At 60.7% G+C, this 23,407-nt stretch carries 27 protein-coding genes; 11 read left to right on the top strand and 16 right to left on the bottom strand.

Annotated features, from left to right (window positions below; translation table 11 throughout):
* Positions 1–547 (bottom strand): AlgP family protein (locus AC4PS7_RS24155; protein WP_350493515.1); only part of this gene is annotated, 547 nt, incomplete at its 3' end.
* Between the two features lie 192 nt (positions 548–739).
* Between AC4PS7_RS24155 and AC4PS7_RS24150 the strand changes: the two genes are divergently transcribed.
* A complete protein-coding gene (locus tag AC4PS7_RS24150; RefSeq protein ID WP_042570928.1) occupies positions 740–1,417 on the top strand; it encodes an FKBP-type peptidyl-prolyl cis-trans isomerase in 678 nt (225 codons plus the stop codon).
* Between the two features lie 53 nt (positions 1,418–1,470).
* Here AC4PS7_RS24150 and AC4PS7_RS24145 read toward each other — a convergent pair whose 3' ends face one another.
* From AC4PS7_RS24145 to AC4PS7_RS24115, 7 genes are all read right to left on the bottom strand, one after another.
* Positions 1,471–1,929, bottom strand: coding sequence for an Rsd/AlgQ family anti-sigma factor (locus tag AC4PS7_RS24145; protein ID WP_010207432.1), 459 nt, complete (start codon positions 1,927–1,929; stop codon positions 1,471–1,473).
* A 209-nt stretch (positions 1,930–2,138) separates the two neighbouring features.
* A complete protein-coding gene (locus AC4PS7_RS24140) occupies positions 2,139–2,660 on the bottom strand; it encodes a disulfide bond formation protein B (protein WP_010207433.1) in 522 nt (173 codons plus the stop codon).
* Between the two features lie 236 nt (positions 2,661–2,896).
* Positions 2,897–4,138, bottom strand: a complete 1,242-nt coding sequence (locus AC4PS7_RS24135) for a heme biosynthesis protein HemY (RefSeq protein ID WP_010207434.1) — start codon at positions 4,136–4,138, stop codon at positions 2,897–2,899.
* 5 nt (positions 4,139–4,143) lie between these two features.
* Positions 4,144–5,256 (bottom strand): uroporphyrinogen-III C-methyltransferase, encoded by a 1,113-nt coding sequence (locus AC4PS7_RS24130; protein WP_010207435.1) that lies wholly within the window; start codon positions 5,254–5,256, stop codon positions 4,144–4,146.
* An 18-nt stretch (positions 5,257–5,274) separates the two neighbouring features.
* Positions 5,275–6,033, bottom strand: coding sequence for a uroporphyrinogen-III synthase (locus tag AC4PS7_RS24125; protein WP_010207436.1), 759 nt, complete (start codon positions 6,031–6,033; stop codon positions 5,275–5,277).
* The gene (gene hemC, locus AC4PS7_RS24120) at positions 6,030–6,971 is read right to left on the bottom strand and encodes a hydroxymethylbilane synthase (protein ID WP_010207437.1); all 942 of its coding nucleotides are present in this window, start codon (positions 6,969–6,971) and stop codon (positions 6,030–6,032) included. Before hemC ends, AC4PS7_RS24125 begins: the two co-directional genes overlap by 4 nt.
* Positions 6,972–7,109: 138 nt before the next feature.
* Entirely contained in the window at positions 7,110–7,856 is a 747-nt protein-coding gene (locus AC4PS7_RS24115; protein ID WP_010207438.1) for a LytR/AlgR family response regulator transcription factor, read from the bottom strand.
* Positions 7,857–8,361: 505 nt separating this feature from the next.
* On the opposite strand from AC4PS7_RS24115, the gene argH reads away from it, so the two are divergent.
* Positions 8,362–9,756 (top strand): argininosuccinate lyase, encoded by a 1,395-nt coding sequence (argH, locus tag AC4PS7_RS24110; protein ID WP_021492610.1) that lies wholly within the window; start codon positions 8,362–8,364, stop codon positions 9,754–9,756.
* A gap of 142 nt (positions 9,757–9,898) precedes the next feature.
* On the opposite strand, the gene AC4PS7_RS24105 is transcribed toward argH, so the two are convergent.
* Positions 9,899–10,558, bottom strand: a complete 660-nt coding sequence (locus tag AC4PS7_RS24105) for a glutathione S-transferase family protein (protein WP_010207440.1) — start codon at positions 10,556–10,558, stop codon at positions 9,899–9,901.
* Between the two features lie 125 nt (positions 10,559–10,683).
* Between AC4PS7_RS24105 and AC4PS7_RS24100 the strand changes: the two genes are divergently transcribed.
* The 3 genes from AC4PS7_RS24100 (at position 10,684) to AC4PS7_RS24090 (ending at position 14,328) form a co-directional block, all read left to right on the top strand.
* On the top strand, positions 10,684–10,968 hold the full coding sequence (locus tag AC4PS7_RS24100) for a hypothetical protein (RefSeq protein ID WP_010207441.1): 285 nt from the start codon (positions 10,684–10,686) through the stop codon (positions 10,966–10,968).
* Positions 10,969–11,064: 96 nt separating this feature from the next.
* Positions 11,065–11,319 (top strand): TIGR02647 family protein, encoded by a 255-nt coding sequence (locus tag AC4PS7_RS24095; RefSeq protein ID WP_010207442.1) that lies wholly within the window; start codon positions 11,065–11,067, stop codon positions 11,317–11,319.
* A 168-nt stretch (positions 11,320–11,487) separates the two neighbouring features.
* The gene (locus AC4PS7_RS24090; RefSeq protein ID WP_021492608.1) at positions 11,488–14,328 is read left to right on the top strand and encodes a class I adenylate cyclase; all 2,841 of its coding nucleotides are present in this window, start codon (positions 11,488–11,490) and stop codon (positions 14,326–14,328) included.
* Here AC4PS7_RS24090 and rnk read toward each other — a convergent pair.
* From rnk to cyaY, 3 genes are all read right to left on the bottom strand, one after another.
* Entirely contained in the window at positions 14,325–14,738 is a 414-nt protein-coding gene (gene rnk, locus AC4PS7_RS24085; protein WP_010207444.1) for a nucleoside diphosphate kinase regulator, read from the bottom strand. The two genes, AC4PS7_RS24090 and rnk, sit on opposite strands and share 4 nt — an antisense overlap.
* A 131-nt stretch (positions 14,739–14,869) precedes the next feature.
* On the bottom strand, positions 14,870–15,088 hold the full coding sequence (locus tag AC4PS7_RS24080; protein ID WP_010207446.1) for a DUF1289 domain-containing protein: 219 nt from the start codon (positions 15,086–15,088) through the stop codon (positions 14,870–14,872).
* A gap of 2 nt (positions 15,089–15,090) precedes the next feature.
* Positions 15,091–15,423, bottom strand: a complete 333-nt coding sequence (cyaY, locus tag AC4PS7_RS24075; protein ID WP_010207448.1) for an iron donor protein CyaY — start codon at positions 15,421–15,423, stop codon at positions 15,091–15,093.
* Positions 15,424–15,661: 238 nt separating this feature from the next.
* Between cyaY and lptM the strand changes: the two genes are divergently transcribed.
* The 6 genes from lptM to AC4PS7_RS24045 are packed head-to-tail and all read left to right on the top strand — an operon-like array spanning position 15,662 to position 20,247.
* Positions 15,662–15,832, top strand: a complete 171-nt coding sequence (gene lptM, locus AC4PS7_RS24070; protein WP_010207449.1) for an LPS translocon maturation chaperone LptM — start codon at positions 15,662–15,664, stop codon at positions 15,830–15,832.
* Positions 15,833–15,841: 9 nt separating this feature from the next.
* A complete protein-coding gene (gene lysA, locus AC4PS7_RS24065; RefSeq protein ID WP_010207450.1) occupies positions 15,842–17,089 on the top strand; it encodes a diaminopimelate decarboxylase in 1,248 nt (415 codons plus the stop codon).
* Between the two features lie 3 nt (positions 17,090–17,092).
* On the top strand, positions 17,093–17,923 hold the full coding sequence (gene dapF / locus AC4PS7_RS24060) for a diaminopimelate epimerase (protein WP_010207451.1): 831 nt from the start codon (positions 17,093–17,095) through the stop codon (positions 17,921–17,923).
* A gap of 13 nt (positions 17,924–17,936) precedes the next feature.
* Positions 17,937–18,653 carry a DUF484 family protein gene (locus AC4PS7_RS24055; protein WP_010207452.1) on the top strand — a complete coding sequence of 239 codons (717 nt, stop codon included), beginning with the start codon at positions 17,937–17,939 and terminating at the stop codon, positions 18,651–18,653.
* Positions 18,654–18,655: 2 nt separating this feature from the next.
* Positions 18,656–19,555: a tyrosine recombinase XerC gene (gene xerC / locus AC4PS7_RS24050; RefSeq protein WP_010207453.1), complete on the top strand. Its 900-nt coding sequence runs from the start codon at positions 18,656–18,658 to the stop codon at positions 19,553–19,555.
* Positions 19,552–20,247, top strand: a complete 696-nt coding sequence (locus AC4PS7_RS24045; protein WP_010207455.1) for an HAD family hydrolase — start codon at positions 19,552–19,554, stop codon at positions 20,245–20,247. Before xerC ends, AC4PS7_RS24045 begins: the two co-directional genes overlap by 4 nt.
* A 58-nt stretch (positions 20,248–20,305) precedes the next feature.
* Here AC4PS7_RS24045 and sutA read toward each other — a convergent pair whose 3' ends face one another.
* The 4 genes from sutA to glnK form a co-directional block, all read right to left on the bottom strand.
* Complete coding sequence (sutA, locus tag AC4PS7_RS24040) at positions 20,306–20,632, bottom strand: dormancy-specific transcriptional regulator SutA (RefSeq protein WP_010207457.1); 327 nt, start codon at positions 20,630–20,632, stop codon at positions 20,306–20,308.
* 103 nt (positions 20,633–20,735) lie between these two features.
* The gene (locus tag AC4PS7_RS24035) at positions 20,736–21,161 is read right to left on the bottom strand and encodes a secondary thiamine-phosphate synthase enzyme YjbQ (RefSeq protein WP_198831522.1); all 426 of its coding nucleotides are present in this window, start codon (positions 21,159–21,161) and stop codon (positions 20,736–20,738) included.
* Between the two features lie 211 nt (positions 21,162–21,372).
* A complete protein-coding gene (locus tag AC4PS7_RS24030; protein WP_010207459.1) occupies positions 21,373–22,710 on the bottom strand; it encodes an ammonium transporter in 1,338 nt (445 codons plus the stop codon).
* A 34-nt stretch (positions 22,711–22,744) separates the two neighbouring features.
* Positions 22,745–23,083 (bottom strand): P-II family nitrogen regulator, encoded by a 339-nt coding sequence (glnK, locus tag AC4PS7_RS24025; RefSeq protein WP_002555808.1) that lies wholly within the window; start codon positions 23,081–23,083, stop codon positions 22,745–22,747.
* Positions 23,084–23,407 lie beyond the last annotated feature (324 nt).

The following is a 23,407-nucleotide window of genomic DNA, read 5'->3' as shown; positions in this document are numbered from 1 at the left end:
CAGCGGTTTTGGCAGCTGGCTTGGCGGCTGGTTTTGCAGCAGCGGTTTTGGCAGCAGGTTTTGCGGCGGCTTTAACCGGTGCCTTGGCAGCAACAGCTTTGCTCGCCGGCTTTTTCGCCGAGCTCGCAGCAACAACTTTTGCAGGGGTACGAGCGCCCAGCACTTTAGCCACAGCTTCTTTCACACGACCAACGCCCTGAGCCAGTTTCAGGCTTTCCTGAGCATCTTTTTTGAGTTGGGAAATGTAGGCGCGGGTTTCAGCTTGGCGATCCTTGAGGGCGTCCAGCAGATCCTCAAGTTCTTTGACAGCGTCTTTGGCTTTGGCTTGAGCCTTGGCCTTGCCGGCAGTCGCGGCGTCTTGCAGTTTGGTGCGGGATTTGTGCAGCTTTTCTTGCGCTTTACCGCGTTGTTTTTCCAGCTTGGCGAGCAGTTTTTCTGCATCGGCCAACGCTTGGGAACAGGCGCTTTCCAGATGTTCGAGCAAGCTGCCCGAAAGTTGTTGGAGTAAATGCAACGGGGTATTAACAGGCTTCTGTTTGGCCGACATGGTTTACCTCCTGGCTGACGTGGGTGCGGCTCATACTAGCCCTCTGCTCTTACCGCCGCTAGGGCATGTTGACAGTATCGTTTGACTTGCGTTGCACCGTGCGGAAATTCTTATCGATATAACGAAAATACACGGCTCTTTTTACCCGTTCACACTGGCATAATCCGTCGCACTTTCGGCGGGAGAATCCCCATGTCGCGTTATCTTTTCCTTGTGCTTGGCTTGGCGATATCAGGGGCCAATGCGAGCGAGCAATCGCCCGCGAAAACCACTGAACCAAACCAGCACGACCTCGCCTACAGCCTGGGCGCAAGCCTCGGCGAACGCTTGCGCCAGGAGGTTCCCGACCTGCAGCTGCAGGCGTTGATCGACGGTCTAAAGCAAGCGTATCAAGGCAAGCCGTTGGCACTGGACAACGCACGCATCGAGCAGATTCTTGCCCAGCACGAAGCACAGACCGAAACCGACTCGCAGGCATCGCAAAGCGAAAAAGCACTCGCGGCCGAACACCAATTCCTGAACAAGGAAAAAGCCGTAAAAGGCGTGCGCGAATTAGCGGATGGAATCTTGCTCACCGAGCTCACCCCCGGCACTGGCGACAAGCCAACGGCCAGCGATCAAGTTCAAGTGAAGTACGTGGGGCGGTTACCCGATGGGACGGTGTTCGACCAAAGCACGCAACCCCAGTGGTTTCGCCTGGACAGCGTGATCAACGGCTGGAGCAGTGCGTTGCAACAGATGCCGGTGGGTGCGAAATGGCGCCTGGTGATCCCATCAGCCCAGGCCTATGGTGCCGACGGTGCCGGCGAATTGATTCCGCCCTATACCCCCCTGGTGTTCGAGATCGAGTTACTCGGCACCCGACACTGAGGCCATAAAAAACGGTGCGTCATGCGCACCGTTTTTTGTAGGGCTGTCGAGGGTCAAGCCTGGGTAGCAGGCTCTTCCTTATGAGCGTTGTGCAGCACTTCGATCAAGCAATCTTCCAGCTCGAATCGCTCATGCAACAGTGCGCCCAATTCTTTGAATTTTGCAGCAACACAGTTTCCGGCATCACACAGGTCGGTGAAGGCCAATAGCTTTTCGGTGATGACATCGATGCGTGGGTAAATGGTCTCAGCCAATTCCAAGCCACGCTGATCGTCGAAGGCTTCCGCCTCCTTGGTCAGCTGTTCGTAGACGCCGAAATGGCCGGCTGACACGTAGTCCACCAACACACCGCAGAAATCCTGCAACGGTTCACGGTTCTCCGCCAGTGCCTCGGGCTTGGCGCCGAGTGCATCAAAGGCCCGAACCAGTTCGTGACGTGCCTTCAGCCAGCTGTCGATCAGCTTGTGCACCCCACCCCAGCGTTCCTGAGCATTCTGACAACTTTCCAGCATGGTGATCTCTCTTCCCTATAGGGGCGCTGCCGCCTGGTGCCCGCGCAACACTTCAAGGATAAAGCAACAGCGGGACAAGGCCGCATCTGACAAACGGTTTCAATGACACGTGCGGGCCAGATTATGCCCGCATGACTGTGGCTTCAAGGTACGCAGGAGAGAAAGTTCATACAAGTGTTTAATCCCGTCTTACGAACTGTGAGTGGCCTTCAGCGTCTCGCCGGGCGCAAACGATGGCTTGAAAGCAGCGGTGAAAACTGTATGGCACCCAGGATCAACATCCCGACGAAGAACAACAAGCTCCACTCCGGCAGGCTCAAGTCAAACAGCGTCCAACTGATATCCATGCAGTCGACGGTGCCTTTGACCGTCAATTGCAGGGCCTGCCAAACCGACAGGTTTTCGATCATGTAATGCAGGCTGGGCCAGCAATCAGCCGCCTGGTCCGGTGCGGCGTTTTGTAGCAACACCTGGCGCACGGCGGTAATGGCGCCGAGCAACGCGAAGACCATGCCTGCCAGCCCATACAGGCAACTCACCAGGCGCCTGGGGTTATGGATCGCGGCGACCAGATTGATCAATGTGAAAGCCGCCAGGAACCCCCTTTGCATCTGACACAGGAAGCAAGGGCGCAGGGAGACGCCGAACTCGAGGTAAAAGGACGCGCCCAATGTCAGCGCACCTGCCAGGAACGCAAGGAAAAACAAGGAGCGTGAAGGGGCCAAAGACATGCTTTATCCGCACAGCGAAAGATAGGTCGTTACGGTAGAGGAAAGGCCTGACCCCTTTCAATACGTGCCAGAGCAGACGATTCCGCGAGAGGGTAAGGACTTACCGCCAGAAGATGGAGGACGTTGGGTTGCTCAGCGTCGGACGTTGCCCACAAACGCTCTGCAAACAGTTTTTCAAGGTCGAAAGGGGTTGGCCGCCAGACATGTCCGAGCCAACCCTCATCTAGCTTCCTACGTCAGGCCCGAACTGGGACAGGCAGTGGGGACGCCAGCAAACGGTTATCCAGCAGCCCCAGCCCTTCTTGGAACAACTGGTTGCTGCGGTCGGTGTCACCCAGTTGCGCCAACAAACGCGCCAATTCGGCACAGGCCTCGGGATTGCGCTGCACCTGAAGGCTGCTTTCCAGATAATCCCGCGCTTTGCCCCACAGGCTGTTTTGCAGGCACAGGCGGCCCAGCGTCAGCAGCAGGCTGGCATCCCCTGGATGGTCCTTGAGCCAACCTTCGGCAAACTTCAATTGCTTGGCCGGGTCACCGCCGCGCAGCAAGCCGTAGAGTCGAATCAAATGACTGTCGTAGCCACGCTTGATTGCGCCGCGCAGTGCTTCTTCGGCCTTGGCATCGGCGCCCAATTGGCGCAGTTGCTCGGCATAAGCCAGGACCAGTTGCGGCTCCTGGCGCTGGGCGGACGTGAGTTGCTGCCAGGCCCGCTCAAGGGACTGCAAACCGGCCTCGCCCTGCTCTTCACGCTGGGCCGCGAGGCTCAGGTTCTCGCCCCACGCCCGTCGCTCAAGCTCGGCCAGTTCACTGGCGGGCAGCACTTTATCCTTGCGCAGCTCAGGCAAAAGACGGATCACCGAAGACCAATCGCCCCGCTGCTGATGCAAGCGCTGCAGTTGACGCAGGACTTGGGCGTTATGAGGATGACGTTCATGCATGGTCTGCAAAGTGGTCAGTGCGCCGTCAGTATCACCGCGGTCAAGCTGCAGTTGCGCATGGCTCAAGGCAACCGCCAGCTCGGCCTGGGGCTGACGCTCCAGGGCGCGTTCCAGCAAGCCGTCGGACTCTTCGTAACGTCCCTGCTCATTCGCGGCACGGGCTGCGCCGAGGTAATACAGCAGCGGCTGACGCTCGGCTTCGGCGGCACGGTGCAAGTGGCGCTCAGCGCTGGCCCAGCGGCCCTCGGCGAGGTCCATCTGACCTTGCTCGATTGCAATCTGTACGCGACGGCTGCGGTTACGCCGCGACCAGGGGTTGACCACGCCACCGGAAGTGGTGACCAGGCTCAACAACACACGGATCAGGTAGATCGCCAGGCCGATGGCAAATACCGCAACCAAGGTTGCCCAGAGGCTCGACTCGTAATGCAGCACATGAGGGTAAGTAATCAGCACGTAGCCGGTGTGTTTCGAAATGCCCACTGCCAGTGCCAGCGCGATTGCAATCGCCAGAACCAGGATCACATAGAAACGTTTCATCGGCTCTACTCCTGCTTCGCCGGCGTGGCCGCCGCCTTGGCTTCGTCGGCAGACAAGTGACGACGCTCAAGGTATGCCTGCACGGCAGCGAGGCTCGCGGCCAGGTCCGGCGTCACCACCGACACCGCCTTGGGCTCAAGCTCGGCGATGCGCGCCAGCATCGCCTGGCTTTGCGGGTTGTCCTGGTTGAAATTATCTTGCAACACGCTGCGCGCCTCGCCCAGGGAGCGGCTGTAGACCGCCGACTCACCGTTGAGCGCTGCCCATTGCGCCTGCTCCAGCGCCAGGCTCAGGGCCAGGCGCACCTGATTCAAGCCTTGCCCAGCCAGCAGCGGACGGATGTTGTCATCCGGGTTGAAGTCAATGCGGAAGTAACGGGAAATCTGCTCCCACCACTGGCTCCAGCGGCTTTCCGTATCAGTAGTCGGGCGTCCATCGGAAGCAGGTTCGGTGAGTTGATACTCAGGGGCAATGGCGGCCAGTTGCACGACCTGGTCGCGCAAGGCCGCCAATTGCAGGTATAGCCCGGTGCGGTCCGGCTGCTCGGTGCTGCGCAGCGCGGCAAGGCTCTTGGCCAATTGCTCGCGAGCAGCGTAGGCGCCCGGATCGCTTTGCTCGCGAAGAATCTCGTCGGCCCCCTGGACCAACGCCTGGGCGCTGTTGATGTCTTGCAGGGCAGAAAGGCGCAGGCTCGCCAGGCGAATCAGGTGTTCCGCCTCAGCCAGGCGCCAGTCTTTACGACTGGACCCCAGCACGGTTTCCAGACGCTGACTCAAACGCTGTTGGTCACCCTGCAACTGGGCCACCAGGCGACGGCGCTCCTCCAGCTCATCAGCACCCGGCAACTGCGCCAGCCGCGCAGCCAGTTGTTGCTGGCTTTGCTTGAGGGACTGGGATTGGTCATCGAGGGTCTGCACCTGGCCCAGCTGCTGCTGGCTGCTGGCTTGCAGCGCGCGGACCTGCCAGACGCCCCAACCGCCGGCGGCAACACCCGCTACGCCGAGCAGCAGGGCGACGATTGCCAGGCCATTGCCGCGACGCGGCGCGGTAACCGGTGACTCAACCGGCGCATCAAGTGCGGGTTGGGTTTCATCTTTAGGCAAGGCTGTTTCGCTCACGTATCCGTCCTTTGCGTTTCAGAGAGTGGGAACGGGATAACTCCGTATCGCCACTAACAAAGCCGCGGCACTCGCACCGCGACAATCCACAACTTTTTCTGCGCCAGCGACCCGCGCCATCTCTTGGACACGGGGGCTTGGCACGAACAACGGCAGCTGGGCCACCTGGGGCCAATCGGCTCCGGCCAGGGCTTGCAGGTGTAAAAAACCCTGCCCACTGCTGACCACCAGGCCGTTCAAGCGTTCCAACTGGATGCGTTGTATCAATGCCCCGGCCTTGTAGGCCGGTAGGAAACGGCGATACAACTCCAGATAGTCGACACTAGCACCTTGTTCGCGCAAGCGCTCCGCCAGCAGCTCCCGACCGCCCTCGCCGCGCAGGATCAACACCCGGGCATCCGGGCGGGCGATAGCCTCGCGCAACGCAGGCAATTGAAGCAAGGCCTCACTGTCGTCGCCAGTAGGCGGATACTTAACATTCAGCCCCTGTGCGGCCAATACCTGCGCGGTGGCAGCGCCGACACTGAACCATGGCAACTGCGGCCATGTTCGATCCAGCTGCGCAACTGCAAGGCGCGCTGCAGGCTTGCTGACCACGATCACCGCACAGTAGCGACCCAGGTCATGGAAGACGGCCTGCTGTTCAGGCGTAACGGGGAGCGGCTCGATATCCAGTAAAGGCAGGCTGCTGCTGAAAATACCGGCGTCGGCCAACGAGGCCGCAAGCGCCCTCGACTCCTCGGCAGGCCGCGTCAGCAGCACGCGCCATTCGGTCACTGCGCGCCAGCCTCGCCGTAGACCTTTTGCAGGATGGCACCCGCACCCTTGTCCAACAGCTCCTCGGCCACCTGGATACCCAAGGCCGTGGCGTCACGCTGTGGTCCACGCGCCTCGGCGGTCAGCAGTGTGCCGCCTTCCGGGTCGCCCACCAGGCCACGCAACCACAAGTGTTCACCTTCGAGCACGGCGTAGCAGGCGATCGGCACCTGGCAGCCACCGTTGAGGTGCTTGTTCAAGGCTCGTTCAGCCGTCACGCGTATTTCGGTGTCAGGGTGATCCAGGGGTTTGAGCAGGGCGTGGATTTCACTGTCGGCGGTGCGGCATTCAATGCCAACGGCGCCCTGCCCTCCGGCTGGCAGGCTGTCCTCGACGCTGATGGCCGAAGTGATGCGGTCTTCGAAACCCAGGCGAATCAGGCCGGCCGCTGCGAGGATGATCGCGTCATATTCACCGGCATCCAGCTTGGCCAGGCGAGTGTTGACGTTGCCGCGTAGAAAGCGGATCTGCAAGTCCGGCCGGCGAGTCAGCAGCTGAGCCTGGCGACGCAGGCTCGACGTACCGACGATACTGCCCAAAGGCAATGCGTCCAAGGAGGCGTAGGTGTTGGAAACAAAGGCATCACGCGGGTCTTCGCGCTCGCAGATGCAAAACAGGCCCAGGCCTTCAGGGAAGTCCATGGGCACGTCTTTCATCGAATGCACAGCGATGTCGGCTTCGTTTTCCAACAGCGCGGTTTCCAGCTCCTTGACGAACAAACCCTTGCCGCCGATCTTCGACAGTGGCGAGTCGAGCAGCTTGTCGCCGCGACTGACCATAGGCACCAGGGACACCTTGAGACCAGGGTGAGCCTGTTCCAGGCGAGCTTTGACGTATTCGGCCTGCCACAAGGCCAAGGCGCTTTTACGGGTGGCGATGCGGATTTCGCGAGAGGACATGGATCAATCCGTACTGAATAGATACGGCAGATAATAACAGCTCAGGCAAATACGCTTTGATTTGAATCAGCAAGTGCGGGGCCTCCCTGGCCGCGTCGCACCGGGATATGGGTTACAGGCCTGGCCACAGCCCTCGGGCTAAAGCTGCTGCATCATCTTGCGCACACCGGCCACATGCCGTCGGCTGACGATCAGCGCGTCGCCATTAAGGCCTTTGAGGAACAGCTGAAAGTGCCCAAGCGGCGTGCGTTGGAGGCGTTCGATCCGCTCGCGAGCCACCAGCGCATTGCGGTGGATACGCACGAAGCGGTCGCCAAATTCATCCTCAAGCGCCTTGAGCGGTTCATCGAGCAGCACTTCGCCGCCCTGGTGGCGCAGGGTCACATACTTGTGATCGGCGATAAAATAGACCACCTCGCCCAAGGGGATCAGCTCGATACCTTTGCGGGTACGGGCGCTGATATGGCTGCGCGGCCCATTACCACTCTGGGCAGCAGGCTGAGTCAGGGCAGCGAGTTGGACGCGGGTTGGGCGCTCAGCCTTTTTCAACGCCTTGAGCAACGCTTCGCCAGCCACCGGTTTGGTGAGGAAGCTGACTCCGCTGGCTTCCAGCGTCTCCGCAGAAAACTCATCGCCTGCTGCGCAAAATACCAAGGCGGGTGGCGACTCTCGCTCGCTCAGCCGGGCGGCCACTTGCAGGCCATCGAGGCCCGGCATACGGATATCGAGCAACACCACATCCGGCTTGAGGCTGTCGATCAGCGTCAACGCCTCTTCGCCCGTGGTGGCGCTCGGCTCTAGTACTGCATAACCCTCGAGATCACTGACCAAACGGCTCAGTCGCTCGCGGGCTTGGGGTTCGTCATCAACGATCAGGACATTCATATTGCGCTGGATTCCTGCGTGAGTCTCGCACAAGGATAGCGTAGACAGGTGCGGTGACTTGCGTCACAGCGATCCACGCTAAGACTAGCGCGAGCGGCAAAAAGTGCCCTGAGAGTGGCACCCATATTTACCCGGACCTGTTCAATAGCGCCCAAGACCTGCTGCCTTCGGGCATCGTCGTAGGGTTTGCTGATACACAATCCGAATACCCCCCTTTTTAAATGGATAGTCTGGGCTCTGACCGCATCACCCGACTTTGGTGCATTCACACACTATCAGTCCAACTGTAGACGCTCACTGAGACGACATTGCTCAATCGTCAAATATCGTTTCAACAAGTACCTGTACCCAGTCTCGTCCTGGACGCGTTCGGCGGCAAGGCACTTAGCCATCCTTTGCACAAATAAAAATGCCGACAACCCGCAGCACCGCGTCCACGGGCAACCCTGTTATTATCGCCGGCACACTTCCATGCCTCTTTACTAAGCAGATCACGAGCGAATCCATGAGCACCGACAAGACCAACCAGTCCTGGGGCGGCCGCTTCAGTGAACCCGTCGACGCCTTCGTCGCCCGCTTCACCGCCTCCGTCACCTTCGACCAGCGCCTGTACCGCCACGACATCATGGGCTCCATCGCCCACGCGACGATGCTGGCCAAGGTCGGCGTGCTGACCGACGCCGAGCGCGACAGCATCGTCGACGGCCTGACCACCATTCGTGGCGAGATCGAAGCCGGCACGTTCGACTGGCGCGTCGACCTGGAAGATGTGCACATGAACATTGAGGCCCGCCTCACCGACCGCATCGGTGTGACCGGCAAGAAGTTGCACACCGGCCGTAGCCGTAACGACCAGGTGGCCACGGATATCCGCCTGTGGCTGCGTGATGAAATCGACCTGATACTGGGCGAAATCACCCGCCTGCAAAAAGGCCTGCTGGAACAGGCCGAGCGTGAATCCGACACCATCATGCCGGGCTTCACTCACCTGCAGACCGCGCAGCCTGTGACCTTCGGCCACCACCTGCTGGCCTGGTTCGAAATGCTCAGCCGCGATTACGAGCGCCTGGTCGATTGCCGCAAGCGCGCCAACCGCATGCCATTGGGCAGCGCCGCGCTGGCCGGCACCACTTACCCGATCGACCGCGAATACACCGCGCAGTTGCTGGGCTTCGACGCCGTGGGCGGCAACTCCCTGGATGGCGTGTCGGACCGTGACTTCGCTATCGAGTTCTGCGCCGCTGCCAGCATCGCGATGATGCACCTGTCGCGCTTCTCCGAAGAGCTGGTGCTGTGGACCAGCGCGCAATTCCAGTTCATCGACCTGCCAGACCGTTTCTGCACCGGCAGCTCGATCATGCCGCAAAAGAAAAACCCCGACGTACCCGAGCTGGTGCGTGGCAAGAGCGGCCGCGTGTTCGGCGCCTTGATGGGCCTGCTGACCCTGATGAAAGGCCAACCCCTGGCCTACAACAAGGACAATCAGGAAGACAAGGAACCGCTGTTCGACGCCGCCGACACCCTGCGCGACTCACTGCGCGCCTTTGCCGACATGATTCCGGCGATCAAGCCCAAGCACGCGATCATGCGTGAAGCGGCGCTGCGCGGGTTCTCTACTGCGACTGACCTGGCGGACTACCTGGTACGCCGTGGCCTGCCGTTCCGCGACTGCCACGAAATCGTCGGCCACGCGGTTAAGTACGGCGTGGACACTGGCAAGGACCTGGCGGAAATGAGCCTGGAAGAACTGCGCCAGTTCAGCGACCAGATCGAACAGGACGTGTTTGCCGTGCTGACCCTGGAAGGCTCGGTGAATGCCCGTAACCACGTGGGCGGTACTGCGCCGGCGCAGGTGAAGGCAGCCGTCGCGCGCGGCCAGGCCCTGCTCGCCAGCCGCTAGACCGCGGTTTCTGCTGCAACGCGGTCAACCCTGCGGGAGCGGGCTTGCTCGCGAAAGCGGTGGACTAGTCATCAATGTGTTGACTGATCCACCGCCTTCGCGAGCAAGCCCGCTCCCACATTTTGAGCGGCGCTCGTCGTTATTATTTTTTTGCCGCTAGCATCGCCATAAAGGCCGGCATCGCTGCCTCCCTGTCCGCCGCCACTTTCTGAGCGTTGGGCATGGCGTGCAACCTTTCCAGCAACGCCTTGGCCGCCGGCATTTCAGCCAGTAGATCCAGGCCAAACAGCTTCTCGCCCACCGCGCAGGCGAGGTTCACGCTGTACATGAAATACAGATCGGCAATGGTGAAACTCTCACCCGCCACATAGGGTGCGAACTTGCCGTGCCTGCCCAACGACCCGAAACCCAACAGCAACTCGGCCTTGGACTTCTCTTTGATCGCATCCGGCACCGGCATGCCAAAAAATGCCTCGGCGAAACAGGCGCGAGCAGGCAGTTCGATGTACAGCTCGATTTCCCGGCACAACGCCAATACCTGAGCACGCTGGAACGGCTCGGCCGGCAGCAGTGCGGGCCCTTCCTGGGTATGCTCGATGTACTCGAGGATCACGCTGGTTTCGTTGATAAAACCCTGCTTGACGCCCAGCACCGGCACCTTGCCTCGCGGGCTCACGGCCAGGGCTTCAGGGGTTTGGCCGGCGTAAAAAGGCACCTCTTCGAAAGGCAGCCCTTTCTCCAACAGCGCCAGCTTGACCATGTTGTAGTAGTTACTGACCGAGAATCCGTAGAGCTTGAGCATGTCTGTGCCTCCAGGCCGGGAAAGGGGTTGGCTGCAACTGTTATAGATCCCGGCGCCCGCCCTGACCAGCAGCATCACCTGCCTGAATGGGGTTAGACTGACGCCCTTTCCTTGAGGAGCCTGCCATGAGCGAGCCGACCGATATCGACAACGACGAAGAAGAATTCGCCGAAACCACCTTGATCGAAGCGATCGAGAACCAGATCGAAAGCGAAAACCCACCGGCTGCCAAGGCCACCTTCAACAAGCTGACCCTGGTCGGTTACGAGCGTGAAGAGATCCTCCAGCTGATGGCCCACGTGCTGGCTGTCGAGATCGATGCGCTGCTGGAAGAAGACCGCGCCTTCAATACCGAATGGTATGAAACTGCACTGCGCGCCCTGCCGGAGTTGCCACCCGAAAAGCAATAAATCCAACACGCGGCAACACACTGGACAGTTCGGCAAAGTGCGTTCACCTTATGGCCTGCTAGCCTCTAATAAATTCTTAGAAAGTCTGGAGTCCTTATGTCGTATACCCCTGAGTTGGTTGCCGAACTGGAAATCCTTGTACTCTTCCCATTGGACAGCACCAAAGAAGGTCTGAAAGTCCACCAGACCGCCGCGCCTACCGCCATCGCCGCTGCCAAGCGCCTCCACGCGAAAGGGCTGATCGACCAGCCGGACGGAGGCTACCTGACCAGCCTTGGCCGGGACGCCGCAGAGCAGGCCCAGACCCTGCTGACGATCTTGACCACTGCCACGACCAAAGAAGCCGCCTGATACCGGATACCGCCCATGGAGTCCGCTATGTGCGGATTCCGAGGGCGTTGCTGTGCAAGTGCGAAAATTCTGACGTCAAAATCTATTTCCCTCTAAACCTCCTACGCTACTGGCTGTAAACTCCTACACGGCCGCCCACGTCGGGCCCTGCGAGCCACCGAGTTCGACATGACCCGCACCCATGAAATCCGCCCCGACCTGGACGAAGGCATCGACCGCAAAGTGCTGGCCCAGCTGCGCGCGCGGTTCATGGCCCTCAATGAAGGCCGCATGGCCCGGGCCATCGAGGGGCTGACGCCGCGCCAGCAAAGCGTGCTGAACCTGTTGCCGCTGTTTTTCCACGTTAACCATCCGCTGCTGCCTGGCTATGTGTCGGGCAGTACGCCGGCAGGCCTGTCGAATTACGAACCGGACGCCCAAGCCCTCACCGAAGCCCAGCGCCTGACCCGCTCGTTCTCCTACAAGCCACGCCATGGCAACCCGCCGCGACCGATCCTCGGCCTGTTCCTGATGGGCAGCCTGGGTACCCTGGCCCAGGCCGACCAGAGCGACATGGACGTGTGGGTGTGTCACGCCGCGGACCTGAGCGAGACTGAACTGGCCGAACTGCGCAAGAAATGCCAGTTGCTGGAAGCCTGGGCCCTGACCATGGGCGCCGAGGCACACTTCTTTCTGATCGAGCCGACGCGCTTTGTCCTCGGTGAGCGCGACACGCAGCTGAGCTCCGACGACTGCGGCACCACCCAGCATTACCTGTTGCTGGATGAGTTCTACCGCACCGCCATCTGGCTGGCCGGGCGCACGCCGATCTGGTGGCTGGTACCGGTGTATGAAGAGACCCGGTATGCCGAGTTCACCCACACGCTGATTTCCAAACGTTTCATCCGCGCCGATGAAACCCTCGACCTCGGCCACCTGGCGCGCATCCCCCCAGGCGAATTCATCGGCGCCGGGCTGTGGCAGCTGTTCAAGGGCATCGAGTCGCCTTACAAATCCGTGCTCAAGCTGCTGCTGACCGAGGTCTACGCCAGCGAACACCCGAACGTGCATTGCTTGAGCCTGCGCTTCAAGCGTGCAGTGTTCGCCAACCAAATGGACCTGGATGAGCTGGACCCGTACATCGTGGTGTACCGCCGCATCGAGGAATACCTCAAGGCCCGCAACGAACCCGAGCGCCTGGAGCTGGTGCGGCGCGCGCTGTACCTGAAGGTCAACCGCAAGCTCAGCGCCAGCCAGCGCACCACCAGCTGGCAACGGCTGTTGCTGGAGCGCCTGGCCCACGAATGGGGCTGGGACCAGCGCCAATTGGCGCTGCTGGACAGTCGCAGCCAATGGAAGGTACGCCAGGTCGCTTCCGAGCGGCGGGCGCTGGTCAGCGAGCTCAATTACAGTTATCGCTTCCTGACCCAGTTCGCCCGCACCGAACAGACCGTTAGCCTGATCAACAAGCGCGACCTCAACGTACTGGGGCGGCGCTTGTACGCCGCGTTCGAGCGCAAGGCCGGCAAAGTCGAGTTCATCAACCCCGGCATCGCCCCGGACCTGGCCGAAGACACCCTGACCCTGGTGCAATCGCCCAACCGCAAGGAGCCGGGCCAGCATCATTGGGGCCTGTACAACGGTAACCTGACGGCCCTGGAATGGGAGCACTTCGCGCCGATCAAGCGCAGTCGCGACCTGCTGGAGATGCTCACCTGGTGCCATCGCAACGGCGTGATCGACAGCAGCACGCGCCTGGCCTTGCACCCTGGCACCAGTGACATGACTGAATTCGAGCTGTTCAACCTGCTGGGCAGCCTGCAACAGACCATCGACCTGCCCTTGACCAGCGTGGATGAACAACGCCTGCTGCGCTCGGCAGTGCCCGAAGAAGTGTTGTTGCTGATCAACGTCGGCGTCGACCCGCTCAAGCACCATCGCGACCTGAATATCCTGATGACCACCGAGCGCACCGACTCCCTGAGTTACGCCGGTGTGCGCGACAACCTGGTGCTGACCCTGGACCAGGTCACGCTCAACAGCTGGAACGAGGTGATGGTCAGCCGCTACGACGGCCCCCACGCGTTGCTCGACTGCCTGCGCGACTACCTCAACCAGTTGCCTCCCGACCATCTGCCACGCATGCGAGTGCGCTGCTTCTGTCACAACCGCGCGCAATTCATTGCCCAGCGCGTGGAAGAGATCTTCGACACCGCGCAGAACCTGCTGCTCAGCCAGGGTAATCACCGCTATGTGCTCCAGGTGCAGCAGCACTATCACGTCATGGAGCTGATGCCGGGCCAAGCCAACCATGTATCACTGGCGACCCAGGATGCGCTGGTCGCCTACCTCAGCGAAGAACTGGCCAGCTACAGCCCTTTGCACCTGGACGCCATGGCCTTGGAAGACCACGATCTGGCAGTGTTGCTGCCGATGGGCATGGCCGATTGCGTGCAGGTGTTCTACCGCGTCAACGAGGGTTTTGCCGAGCTGTATGTGCTGGATGAATTCAACGCGCTTTGGCAGCAGCGCTTGCCGTTTCACGATGAACAGAGTCTGTTGGCGCCGTTGCAGCGTTTCTTGCAGTCGATCATTTATCGCCGGGACGCATTGTCCCCGCTGGATCCGCAAGAGCCGCTGGGCGCGGTACAGGTCTTGTATTACCAGCTATTGCCGTCGGTCAGTGGTCGCGCACGCGGCATCGAACCTCGGCCAGCGCCGTTGAACCCGACGAACAAACCGTTTTATGACGTGCAGGCAATTATCGGCAAGGCAGCGCAGGGCCAGGTAGGTATCACGCTGTACTGCAATCAGCGGGAGTTTTCCGAACTGGAATTTGGCGACCAGCTGTTTGCAGTGGTCGCCCAGGAAATCGTCGGGCAACGCCGGGAGACCGAGCGTTACCGCTGCTACATAACGGACCTGGATCTGTCCGGCCTGCTCGGCGATGTGCAAAGCCCAAGCAACCTGTACCTGCGTTACAAGGCCGAACTTGAGCTGTCGCTCAACGAGGCACTGAGCCAGATTTAGAGAGGGAAGGCGCCGCCGTCTTTAGGCTGCCCTTCAACACTGAGCAATTCCAGCTTGAGGGTCTTGCCACCCGGTGCCGGCCAGTCGATGTGCTGGCCAACTTGCAGGCCGAGCAACGCGCTGCCCACGGGTGCCAGGATCGAAATCTTGCCTTCGTCGGCGTTCGCGTCTTTCGGGTAGACCAGGGTCAGGTGGTAGTCCTTGCCGCTGCCTTGCTCTCGGCAATGCACACTGGAGTTCATGGTCACGACACCCGCAGGCACTTCATCGTGACCAACCACGTCTTCGGCGCGGTCGAGTTCGGCTTGCAACGCTTCGACGCCGGGAGATTCGTCGCCCAGGCGGTCGATCAGTTGCTCCAGACGCTGCACGTCAAGACGGGTGAGGATGATGGACGGTGCGGTGGTCATGATTCAGGCAGACTCCTTTTTTCTGCACAAAAAAGCAAAACCCCGCCAGGAAAAGGCGGGGTTCTCACGGGCCTCGATGAGTTGAGGCGTACCCGGACACTACCACAGCGTCACAAATAAACAAGACGGCCTCAGGCGCGCGCCCTGCGCTGCTCGGCTTCCGCGCAGATCAGTCGGCGCCGCGCGTCGTCGGCAGAGCGCCATTCGCGGATATCTTCCACGTGCCGGAAGCACCCGAGGCAGACTTTCTGCTCGTCCAGACGACACAAACTGATACAAGGTGACGGCACCGCCGGGCTGACATTACTGAACAACGGTTTCGGCGGGCGGACAGGTGCAGGCTGGGTCACGGTCAGATCTCGTCAAAATCCAGCTCGGCGCCGGCTTGTTCCAGAACCAGCCGCGCGAGCATTTCACTGAGCAGCTCATCGCTGGTGTCGCACTGCCAATTGTTGTCTTCTTCGTTGTAATCGAAGTGAAAACCACCGGAACGTGCAGCCAGCCACAGCTGACGCAAAGGCTCCTGGCGACTGAAGATCAGTTGAGTGCCATTCTCGAACTTGACGGTCAGCACGCCGGCCGAGTTTTCCAGGTCCACGTCCAGGCCGCTGTCGTCGAAAATATCCTCCAACGCCTGCTGGGTCGAATCCACCAGGTCGTGAAAACGGGCTTCGGTCAAACTCATTGTGGCAACCTCAAAAGTGTCTGGTTTTGCTCAAGCGCCGCACGATACGGGCGAGCCCCGCCGATTGCAAAGGATACCGATTTCAACACGATTGACGGTGTGAAAAATCCTCAAGCAGCGTAGTCCGCTTCCTGACTCTCTCGGCAAACCCCCGCCGGACGGGTATTCCAGCGCATAGGCAAGCTGGCGGGTGGTCGGTATACTCGGGCGCAATTAATGCATATTCAAGGATTTCGCCATGAAGCGCCTGATCTCTTCCCTTGCTGCGCTCGTCGCGGTCGCTTGCCTCGTTAGTGCCTGTGGTCAAAAAGGCCCGCTGTACCTGCCCGATGACAGCAAAGACCCGAATGAACAGGCGCAATCGTCGCAAAAACCATCCAAAGCGCATAAGCACGACACCTACGAATAAGGGTACTCCATGGACGCTTTTAACTACCGGGACGGCGAGCTGTTCGCGGAAGGCGTGGCGTTGTCCGCGATAGCCCAGCGCTTTGGCACCCCGACCTATGTGTATTCGCGTGCGCATATCGAAGCCCAGTACCGCTCGTTCACCGACGCCCTCGACGGCGTGTCGCACCTGGTGTGCTACGCGGTCAAGGCCAACTCCAACCTCGGCGTACTGAATGTCCTGGCGCGATTGGGCGCTGGTTTCGACATCGTCTCCCGTGGCGAGCTGGAACGTGTGCTGGCCGCTGGCGGCAAGGCTGAAAAGATCGTGTTCTCCGGCGTCGGCAAGACCCGCGAAGACATGCGTCGCGCCCTGGAAGTCGGCGTGCACTGCTTCAATATCGAATCCACCGACGAGCTGGAGCGCCTGCAGGTCGTGGCCGCCGAGATGGGCGTGCGTGCGCCGATCTCCCTGCGCGTCAATCCGGACGTCGATGCCGGGACCCACCCATACATCTCCACCGGTCTCAAAGAGAACAAGTTCGGCATCGCTATTGCCGACGCCGAGGATGTGTACATCCGCGCCGCCCAACTGCCGAACCTGGAAGTACTGGGCGTCGACTGCCATATCGGCTCGCAACTGACCACGCTGCCGCCATTCCTGGATGCGCTCGATCGCCTGCTGGCGCTGATCGACCGTCTCGGCGAATGCGGCATCTACCTGCACCACATCGACCTCGGTGGCGGCGTGGGCGTGCGTTATCGCGATGAAGAGCCGCCGCTGATTGCCGACTACATCAAGGCTGTGCGCGAGCGTATCGAAGGCCGCGACCTGACGCTGATGTTCGAGCCTGGCCGCTACATCGTCGCCAACGCTGGCGTGCTGCTGACCCAGGTCGAGTACCTCAAGCACACCGAGCACAAGGATTTCGCCATCGTCGATGCGGCGATGAACGACCTGATCCGCCCGGCGCTGTACCAGGCCTGGATGAATGTCACCGCCGTGACGCCTCGTGCAAGCGAAGCCCGCGCCTATGACATCGTCGGCCCGATCTGCGAGACCGGTGACTTCCTGGCCAAGGATCGTCAGCTCGCGCTGGAGGAAGGCGATCTGCTGGCCATTCATTCGGCCGGTGCCTACGGGTTTGTCATGAGTTCCAACTACAACACCCGCGGGCGTACCGCCGAGGTGCTGGTGGACGGTGATCAAGCGTTTGAAGTGCGTCGCCGCGAGACGGTAGCCGAGTTGTATGCTGGCGAAAGCCTGCTGCCGGAGTAAGCCATGCTGCTGCGTTTTACCAAGATGCACGGGCTGGGCAATGATTTCATGGTCCTCGACCTGGTCAGCCAGCACGCGCACATCCTGCCCAAGCACGCCAAACAGTGGGGCGACCGTCACACCGGCATTGGTTTCGACCAGTTACTGATCGTCGAGGCTCCCAGCAACCCGGAGGTGGATTTCCGTTACCGGATCTTCAACGCCGACGGTTCCGAAGTGGAACAGTGCGGTAACGGTGCGCGCTGCTTCGCGCGCTTTGTGCTGGACAAGCGCCTGACCGCCAAGCGGCAGATCCGTGTCGAGACCAAGAGCGGCGTGATCGAACTGGATATCCGCAGTGACGGCCAGATCAGCGTCAACATGGGTGCGCCACGCCTGGTGCCGGCGGACATTCCGTTCCAGGCCCCCGAGCAAGCTGCCAGCTATGCACTGGATGTTGACGGCAAGACCGTCGAGATCGCCGCCGTGTCCATGGGCAACCCCCATGCCGTGCTGCGGGTCAACGACATCAACAACGCGCCCGTGCATGAATTGGGGCCGAAGATCGAACACCACCCGCGCTTTCCGGCACGGGTCAACGTGGGCTTCCTGCAGGTGATCGACCGTACCCGCGCGCAATTGCGTGTGTGGGAACGCGGCGCCGGCGAAACCCAGGCCTGCGGCACCGGTGCTTGCGCCGCTGCCGTGGCCGCGATCAGCCAGGGGTGGATGGATTCGCCGCTGCTGATCGACCTGCCCGGTGGACGCTTGTCCATTGAGTGGGCAGGCCCTGGCCACCCGGTGATGATGACCGGGCCGGCCTCGCGCGTATACGAAGGACAGGTCCGTCTATGAGTGAGCCAATCTAATGACCGATAAGCCTCAAGTACCCGCACACGCTACCCCGAGCGACAGTCTGGAGGCCGCTGCCGTCGCGGCGTACCTTGAGGCTAATCCGGACTTCTTCGTCGAGCACGAAGAACTGCTGCCGGCGCTGCGCATCCCCCACCAACGCGGCGATACTGTGTCGCTGGTGGAGCGGCAGATGAAGATCCTGCGCGAGCGTAATATCGAAATGCGCCACAAGCTCTCGCACTTGATGGACGTCGCACGCGACAACGACCGCCTGTTCGAAAAAACCCGTCGCCTGATCCTGACCCTGATGGATGCGACCAGCCTGGAAGAAACGGTGATCGCCGTCGAAGACAGCCTTCGCCAGGACTTCCAGGTGCCCTTTGTCAGCTTGATCCTATTCAGCGACAACCCGATGCCGGTGGGTCGCTGGGTCAGCGGCAGCGACGCACAAACGGCCATCGGCGGCCTGTTGTCCGAAGGCAAGACCATCAGCGGCACCTTGCGCGAGCATGAGCTGGACTTCCTGTTTGGTGCCGAGCAGCGCAAGCAGATCGGTTCCACTGCGGTGGTCGCTCTCAGCCATCAAGGCCTGCACGGTGTACTGGCCATCGCCAGCCGCGATCCCCAGCACTATAAGAGCTCAGTGGGCACGCTGTTCCTGACCTACATTGCCGAAGTACTGGGCCGCGTCCTGCCGCGCTTCACCACCGCCCTGCGCGCGGTGCGCTAACCATGGAACGGCAACTGGACGCTTACTGCGCTCACCTGCGCAACGAGCGCCAGGTGTCGCCCCATACGCTGGAAGCCTACCGGCGGGACTTGAACAAGGTCTTGGCCTACTGTGAGAAACAACAGATCAGCAGCTGGAAGGCTCTGGATATCCAGAGCCTGCGCAGCCTGATCGCGCGCCTGCACCAGGCGGGTCAATCCTCGCGCAGCCTGTCGCGCCTGCTCTCGGCGGTACGCGGGCTCTATCACTATTTGAACCGCGAAGGCCTGTGCGATCACGACCCGGCCAACGGCCTGTCGCCGCCCAAGGGCGAACGACGTCTGCCCAAAACCCTGGACACCGACCGCGCCCTGCAATTGCTGGATGGCGCCGTCGAGGATGACTTCCTGGCCCATCGCGACCAGGCCATCCTGGAGCTGTTCTATTCATCTGGCCTGCGTCTGTCGGAGCTGACTGGCCTGAATCTCGACCAATTGGACCTGGCGGACGGCCTGGTGCAAGTACTCGGCAAGGGCAGCAAGACCCGCGTGCTACCGGTGGGCCGCAAAGCCCGGGAAGCCTTGCAACTGTGGCTACCGCTGCGCCTGCTGACCAATCCCGCGGATGACGCGGTGTTTGTCAGCCAGCAAGGCCGGCGCCTGGGGCCACGGGCGATTCAAGTGCGGGTCAAGGCCGCCGGTGAGCGCGAGCTGGGTCAGAACCTGCACCCACACATGCTGCGACACTCCTTTGCCAGCCATATGCTGGAATCGTCCCAGGACCTGCGCGCGGTTCAAGAGCTGCTCGGCCACTCCGACATCAAGACCACGCAGATCTACACCCATCTGGATTTCCAACACCTGGCAACGGTGTACGACAGCGCCCATCCACGGGCCAAACGCATCAAGGGCGGCGACTCATGAGTATCAAGCTGATCACTTTCGACCTGGACGACACGCTCTGGGACAACGTACCCGTCATCATCAGCGCCGAAGCGTCGATGCGCGAATGGCTGACGGTCAACGCTGCGAAGGTCGGCGATTTGCCGCTGGAGCACTTCGCCAGTCTTCGCCAACAGGTGCTGGAGCGCCATCCCGAGCTGAAACACCGGATCAGCCTTTTGCGTCACAGGGTGTTGATGCATGCGTTTGAAGAGGCTGGTTATCCACAGCCTGAGGCCACGGAAATGGCGGATGTATGCTTCGAGGCGTTCATACACGCGCGCCACCAACTCGCCCCCTTCCCCGAAGCGGAGCCCATGCTCAAAGCCTTGCGCCAGCACTTCTTGCTGGGGGTGATCACCAACGGCAATGCCGACGTGCAGCGCGTGGGCCTGGCGGACTACTTTCACTTTGCCCTGCGCGCTGAAGACATCGGCATCGCCAAGCCGGATGCGCGACTGTTTCAAGAAGCGTTGCAACGCGGTGGCGTGGATGCCAGCGCAGCGGTGCATATTGGCGATCATCCAGGGGATGACATTGCCGGGGCGCAGCAGGCGGGGCTTCGGGCGGTGTGGTTCAACCCGACGGGTAAGGTTTGGGAAGCCGATAAGCGCCCGGATGCAGAGGTTCGCAGCTTGGCCGAATTAGCGCCTTTGCTGGCTGGCTGGAAATAACGCCCATGAAAAAGCCCGCAGCGACGGCGGGCTTTTCCTTACAAGCTGGTGACTGACCTCAGATAGGTCGGCTGCCGTACTTGTTATCAGGCTTCTTCGGTGGATCTGCCACCACGTTGGCCTCGACTTCCTGCACTTTGCCGCCTTTAGCGAGGAATTCTTCCATCGCACGGGCAAGGGCATCACGCTCTTTGTTCTTGGCTTCAACGCTCGGCAATTCATCTACCGACACAGCAGCCTTGGCTTTGCCCTTGGCAGCCGGGGCAGGTGCGTCATCGCCACCGTCGTCGTCAGCCACGTCTTCCGCCGCCGCTTCCAGACCTTCTTCGGTGTCGTCGTCGTCACCTACTTCCAGGTCGTCGTTTTCCAGATCATCGTCGCTCATGTTCTACCTCATGACTTGCGAAAAGCAGATTAGTTATAGCCCAGCTTCACCTTCTGTCGACGGCTGCCGGAAAAAAATCAACATCCACGGGATAACCAGTGGCTTATGCCCCATCACCCTGCAAGGTGGCGAGGACTTTACGAGCACCGCCATGATCACGGTGCTCGCCCAGATAAACACCTTGCCAGGTCCCCATCGCCAAGCGGCCGGCCTTCACCGGCAAACTCAGCTGGCAGCCCAGGAGACTGGCCTTGAAGTGCGCCGGCAGGTCATCCGGACCTTCGTCGTTGTGTTCAAACCCGGCAAGGCCTTGCGGCACCAGCGCGTTGAAATAACGTTCGAAGTCACGGCGAACCGCCGGGTCGGCATTCTCGTTGACGGTCAACGAGGCCGAAGTGTGCTGCAACCACAGATGCAACAAGCCCACGCGACAGGCCTTCAACTCAGGCAAGCCGGCCAGCAACTCATCGGTCACCAGGTGAAAGCCCCGAGGCTTGGCCCGCAGGGTAATCAAGGTCTGTTGCCACATACAGTTCTCCGCCCATCGGCGCGCATTCTAGCGCGCTCTGGGAAAAAACAAAGTGCCGAATACGCCTACATGCCTGTAAGACATTGGCACGCGGAAAAGTGCCGGGTGAACCTCATCACAAACTCGACGAAAAAACCGACACAGCGTGTTATGACTGACAAACGCCAGGCAAAAAAATGCCCGGCAAGCCGGGCATCTTTTTTATGCGTACTTACAAGTTGTAGCCGCGCTCGTTGTGTTGCGCCAGGTCGAGGCCGACGGCCTCCTCTTCTTCGGTCACCCGCAGGCCCATGACCATGTCCAGCACCTTGAGGATGACGTAGGTCACGATCGCCGTGTAGATCACAGTGAAGCCAACGCCTTTGCACTGGATCCAAACCTGCGCGGCAACGTCAGTCACGGTGCCGAAGCCGCCCAGCGCAGGGGCTGCGAACACACCGGTGAGAATCGCACCGACGATACCGCCGATACCGTGCACGCCGAACGCGTCCAGGGAGTCGTCGTAGCCCAGCTTGCGCTTGAGGCTGGTGGCGCAGAAGAAGCAGATCACACCGGCAACCAGGCCGATCACCAAGGCGCCCATCGGGCCCACGGTGCCAGCCGCTGGGGTGATGGCTACCAGGCCCGCCACCACACCCGAGGCGATGCCGAGTGCGCTTGGCTTACCGTGGGTGATCCACTCGGCGAACATCCAGCCCAGCGCTGCAGCAGCGGTAGCGATCTGGGTAACCAGCATTGCCATGCCGGCAGTGCCGTTGGCCGCAGCCGCGGAACCAGCGTTGAAGCCGAACCAGCCGATCCACAGCATGGCTGCGCCGATCAGGGTGTAACCCAGGTTGTGCGGAGCCATTGGAGTAGTCGGGAAGCCTTTACGCTTGCCGAGCACGATGCACGCCACCAGGCCAGCCACACCCGCGTTGATATGCACCACGGTGCCGCCGGCGAAGTCCAGCACGCCCCAGTCCCACATCAGGCCACCGTTGCCGCTCCAGACCATGTGCGCGATCGGCGCATAGACCAGGGTGAACCAGATAGCCATGAAGATCAGCATCGCGGAGAACTTCATACGCTCAGCGAAGGCACCGACGATCAGCGCCGGGGTGATGATCGCGAAGGTCATCTGGAAGGTGATGAACACCGCTTCCGGGAACAGCGCTGCAGGGCCGGTGATGCTGGCCGGGGTCACGCCCGCCAGGAACGCCTTGCCCATGCCGCCGAAGAAGGAGTTGAAGTTGACCACACCCTGTTCCATACCGGTGGTATCGAACGCGATGCTGTAGCCGTATACGACCCAGAGGATGCTGATGAGGCCGGTGATCGCGAAACACTGCATCATCACCGACAGAATATTCTTGGAGCGGACCATGCCGCCGTAGAACAGCGCCAGGCCAGGGATGGTCATGAACAGCACCAAAGCGGTGGCGGTCAACATCCAGGCGGTGTCGCCGGAATTGAGGACTGGAGCAGCCACTTCGTCTGCCGCCATGGCCAGGCTTGGCATTACGATGGACAACAGGGCTCCGAGCCCTGCGAATTTACGCAGAGTCATATTGTTTTCTCCTGGGGCGTTGGGGTTTGGCGGCTTAGATTGCGTCGGTATCGGTTTCGCCGGTACGGATGCGAATAGCCTGTTCCAGATTGACCACGAAGATCTTGCCGTCACCGATCTTGCCGGTGTTGGCGGCCTTGGTTATCGCCTCGATAACCCGGTCAAGATCCTTGTCGTCAATGGCGACATCAATCTTCACCTTCGGCAGGAAATCGACCACGTATTCCGCGCCGCGATACAGCTCGGTATGACCCTTCTGCCGACCGAAGCCTTTGACCTCAGTAACGGTAATGCCCTGCACGCCGATCTCGGACAACGACTCGCGTACATCGTCCAACTTGAACGGCTTGATGATGGCAGTGACTAGCTTCATGAAAACTCTCTCCCGAATTGGTGGACTTGCCCCAGGAAAACAAACCCGTCTCAAGTCTAAGCGCAGTGCCTGGCTTTGTAACGCGTCGTCGCCTCGGCATTTGCCTTTGCGACGCCAGCGAACCACTGGTGACGAAACCTGTACCCCTGATCCGTCGGCGCACTGCATTCGTCACAGCGACTGCATCAGTGCATGGGTCATGTTCGTCTAAGCAGAAACCTTGCCAGCTCCGTAAAAATCACTGAAATCAGTCCTTTGCCCACTTATCCCCACCTGCGAGGCTTTTGGGCGACGGCAATGCGCACAAAAACAGTGCGTAGCCGC

This window comes from Pseudomonas sp. DW-iso3, assembly GCF_058725305.1.
This window is presented reverse-complemented; position numbering and strand designations above follow the sequence as displayed.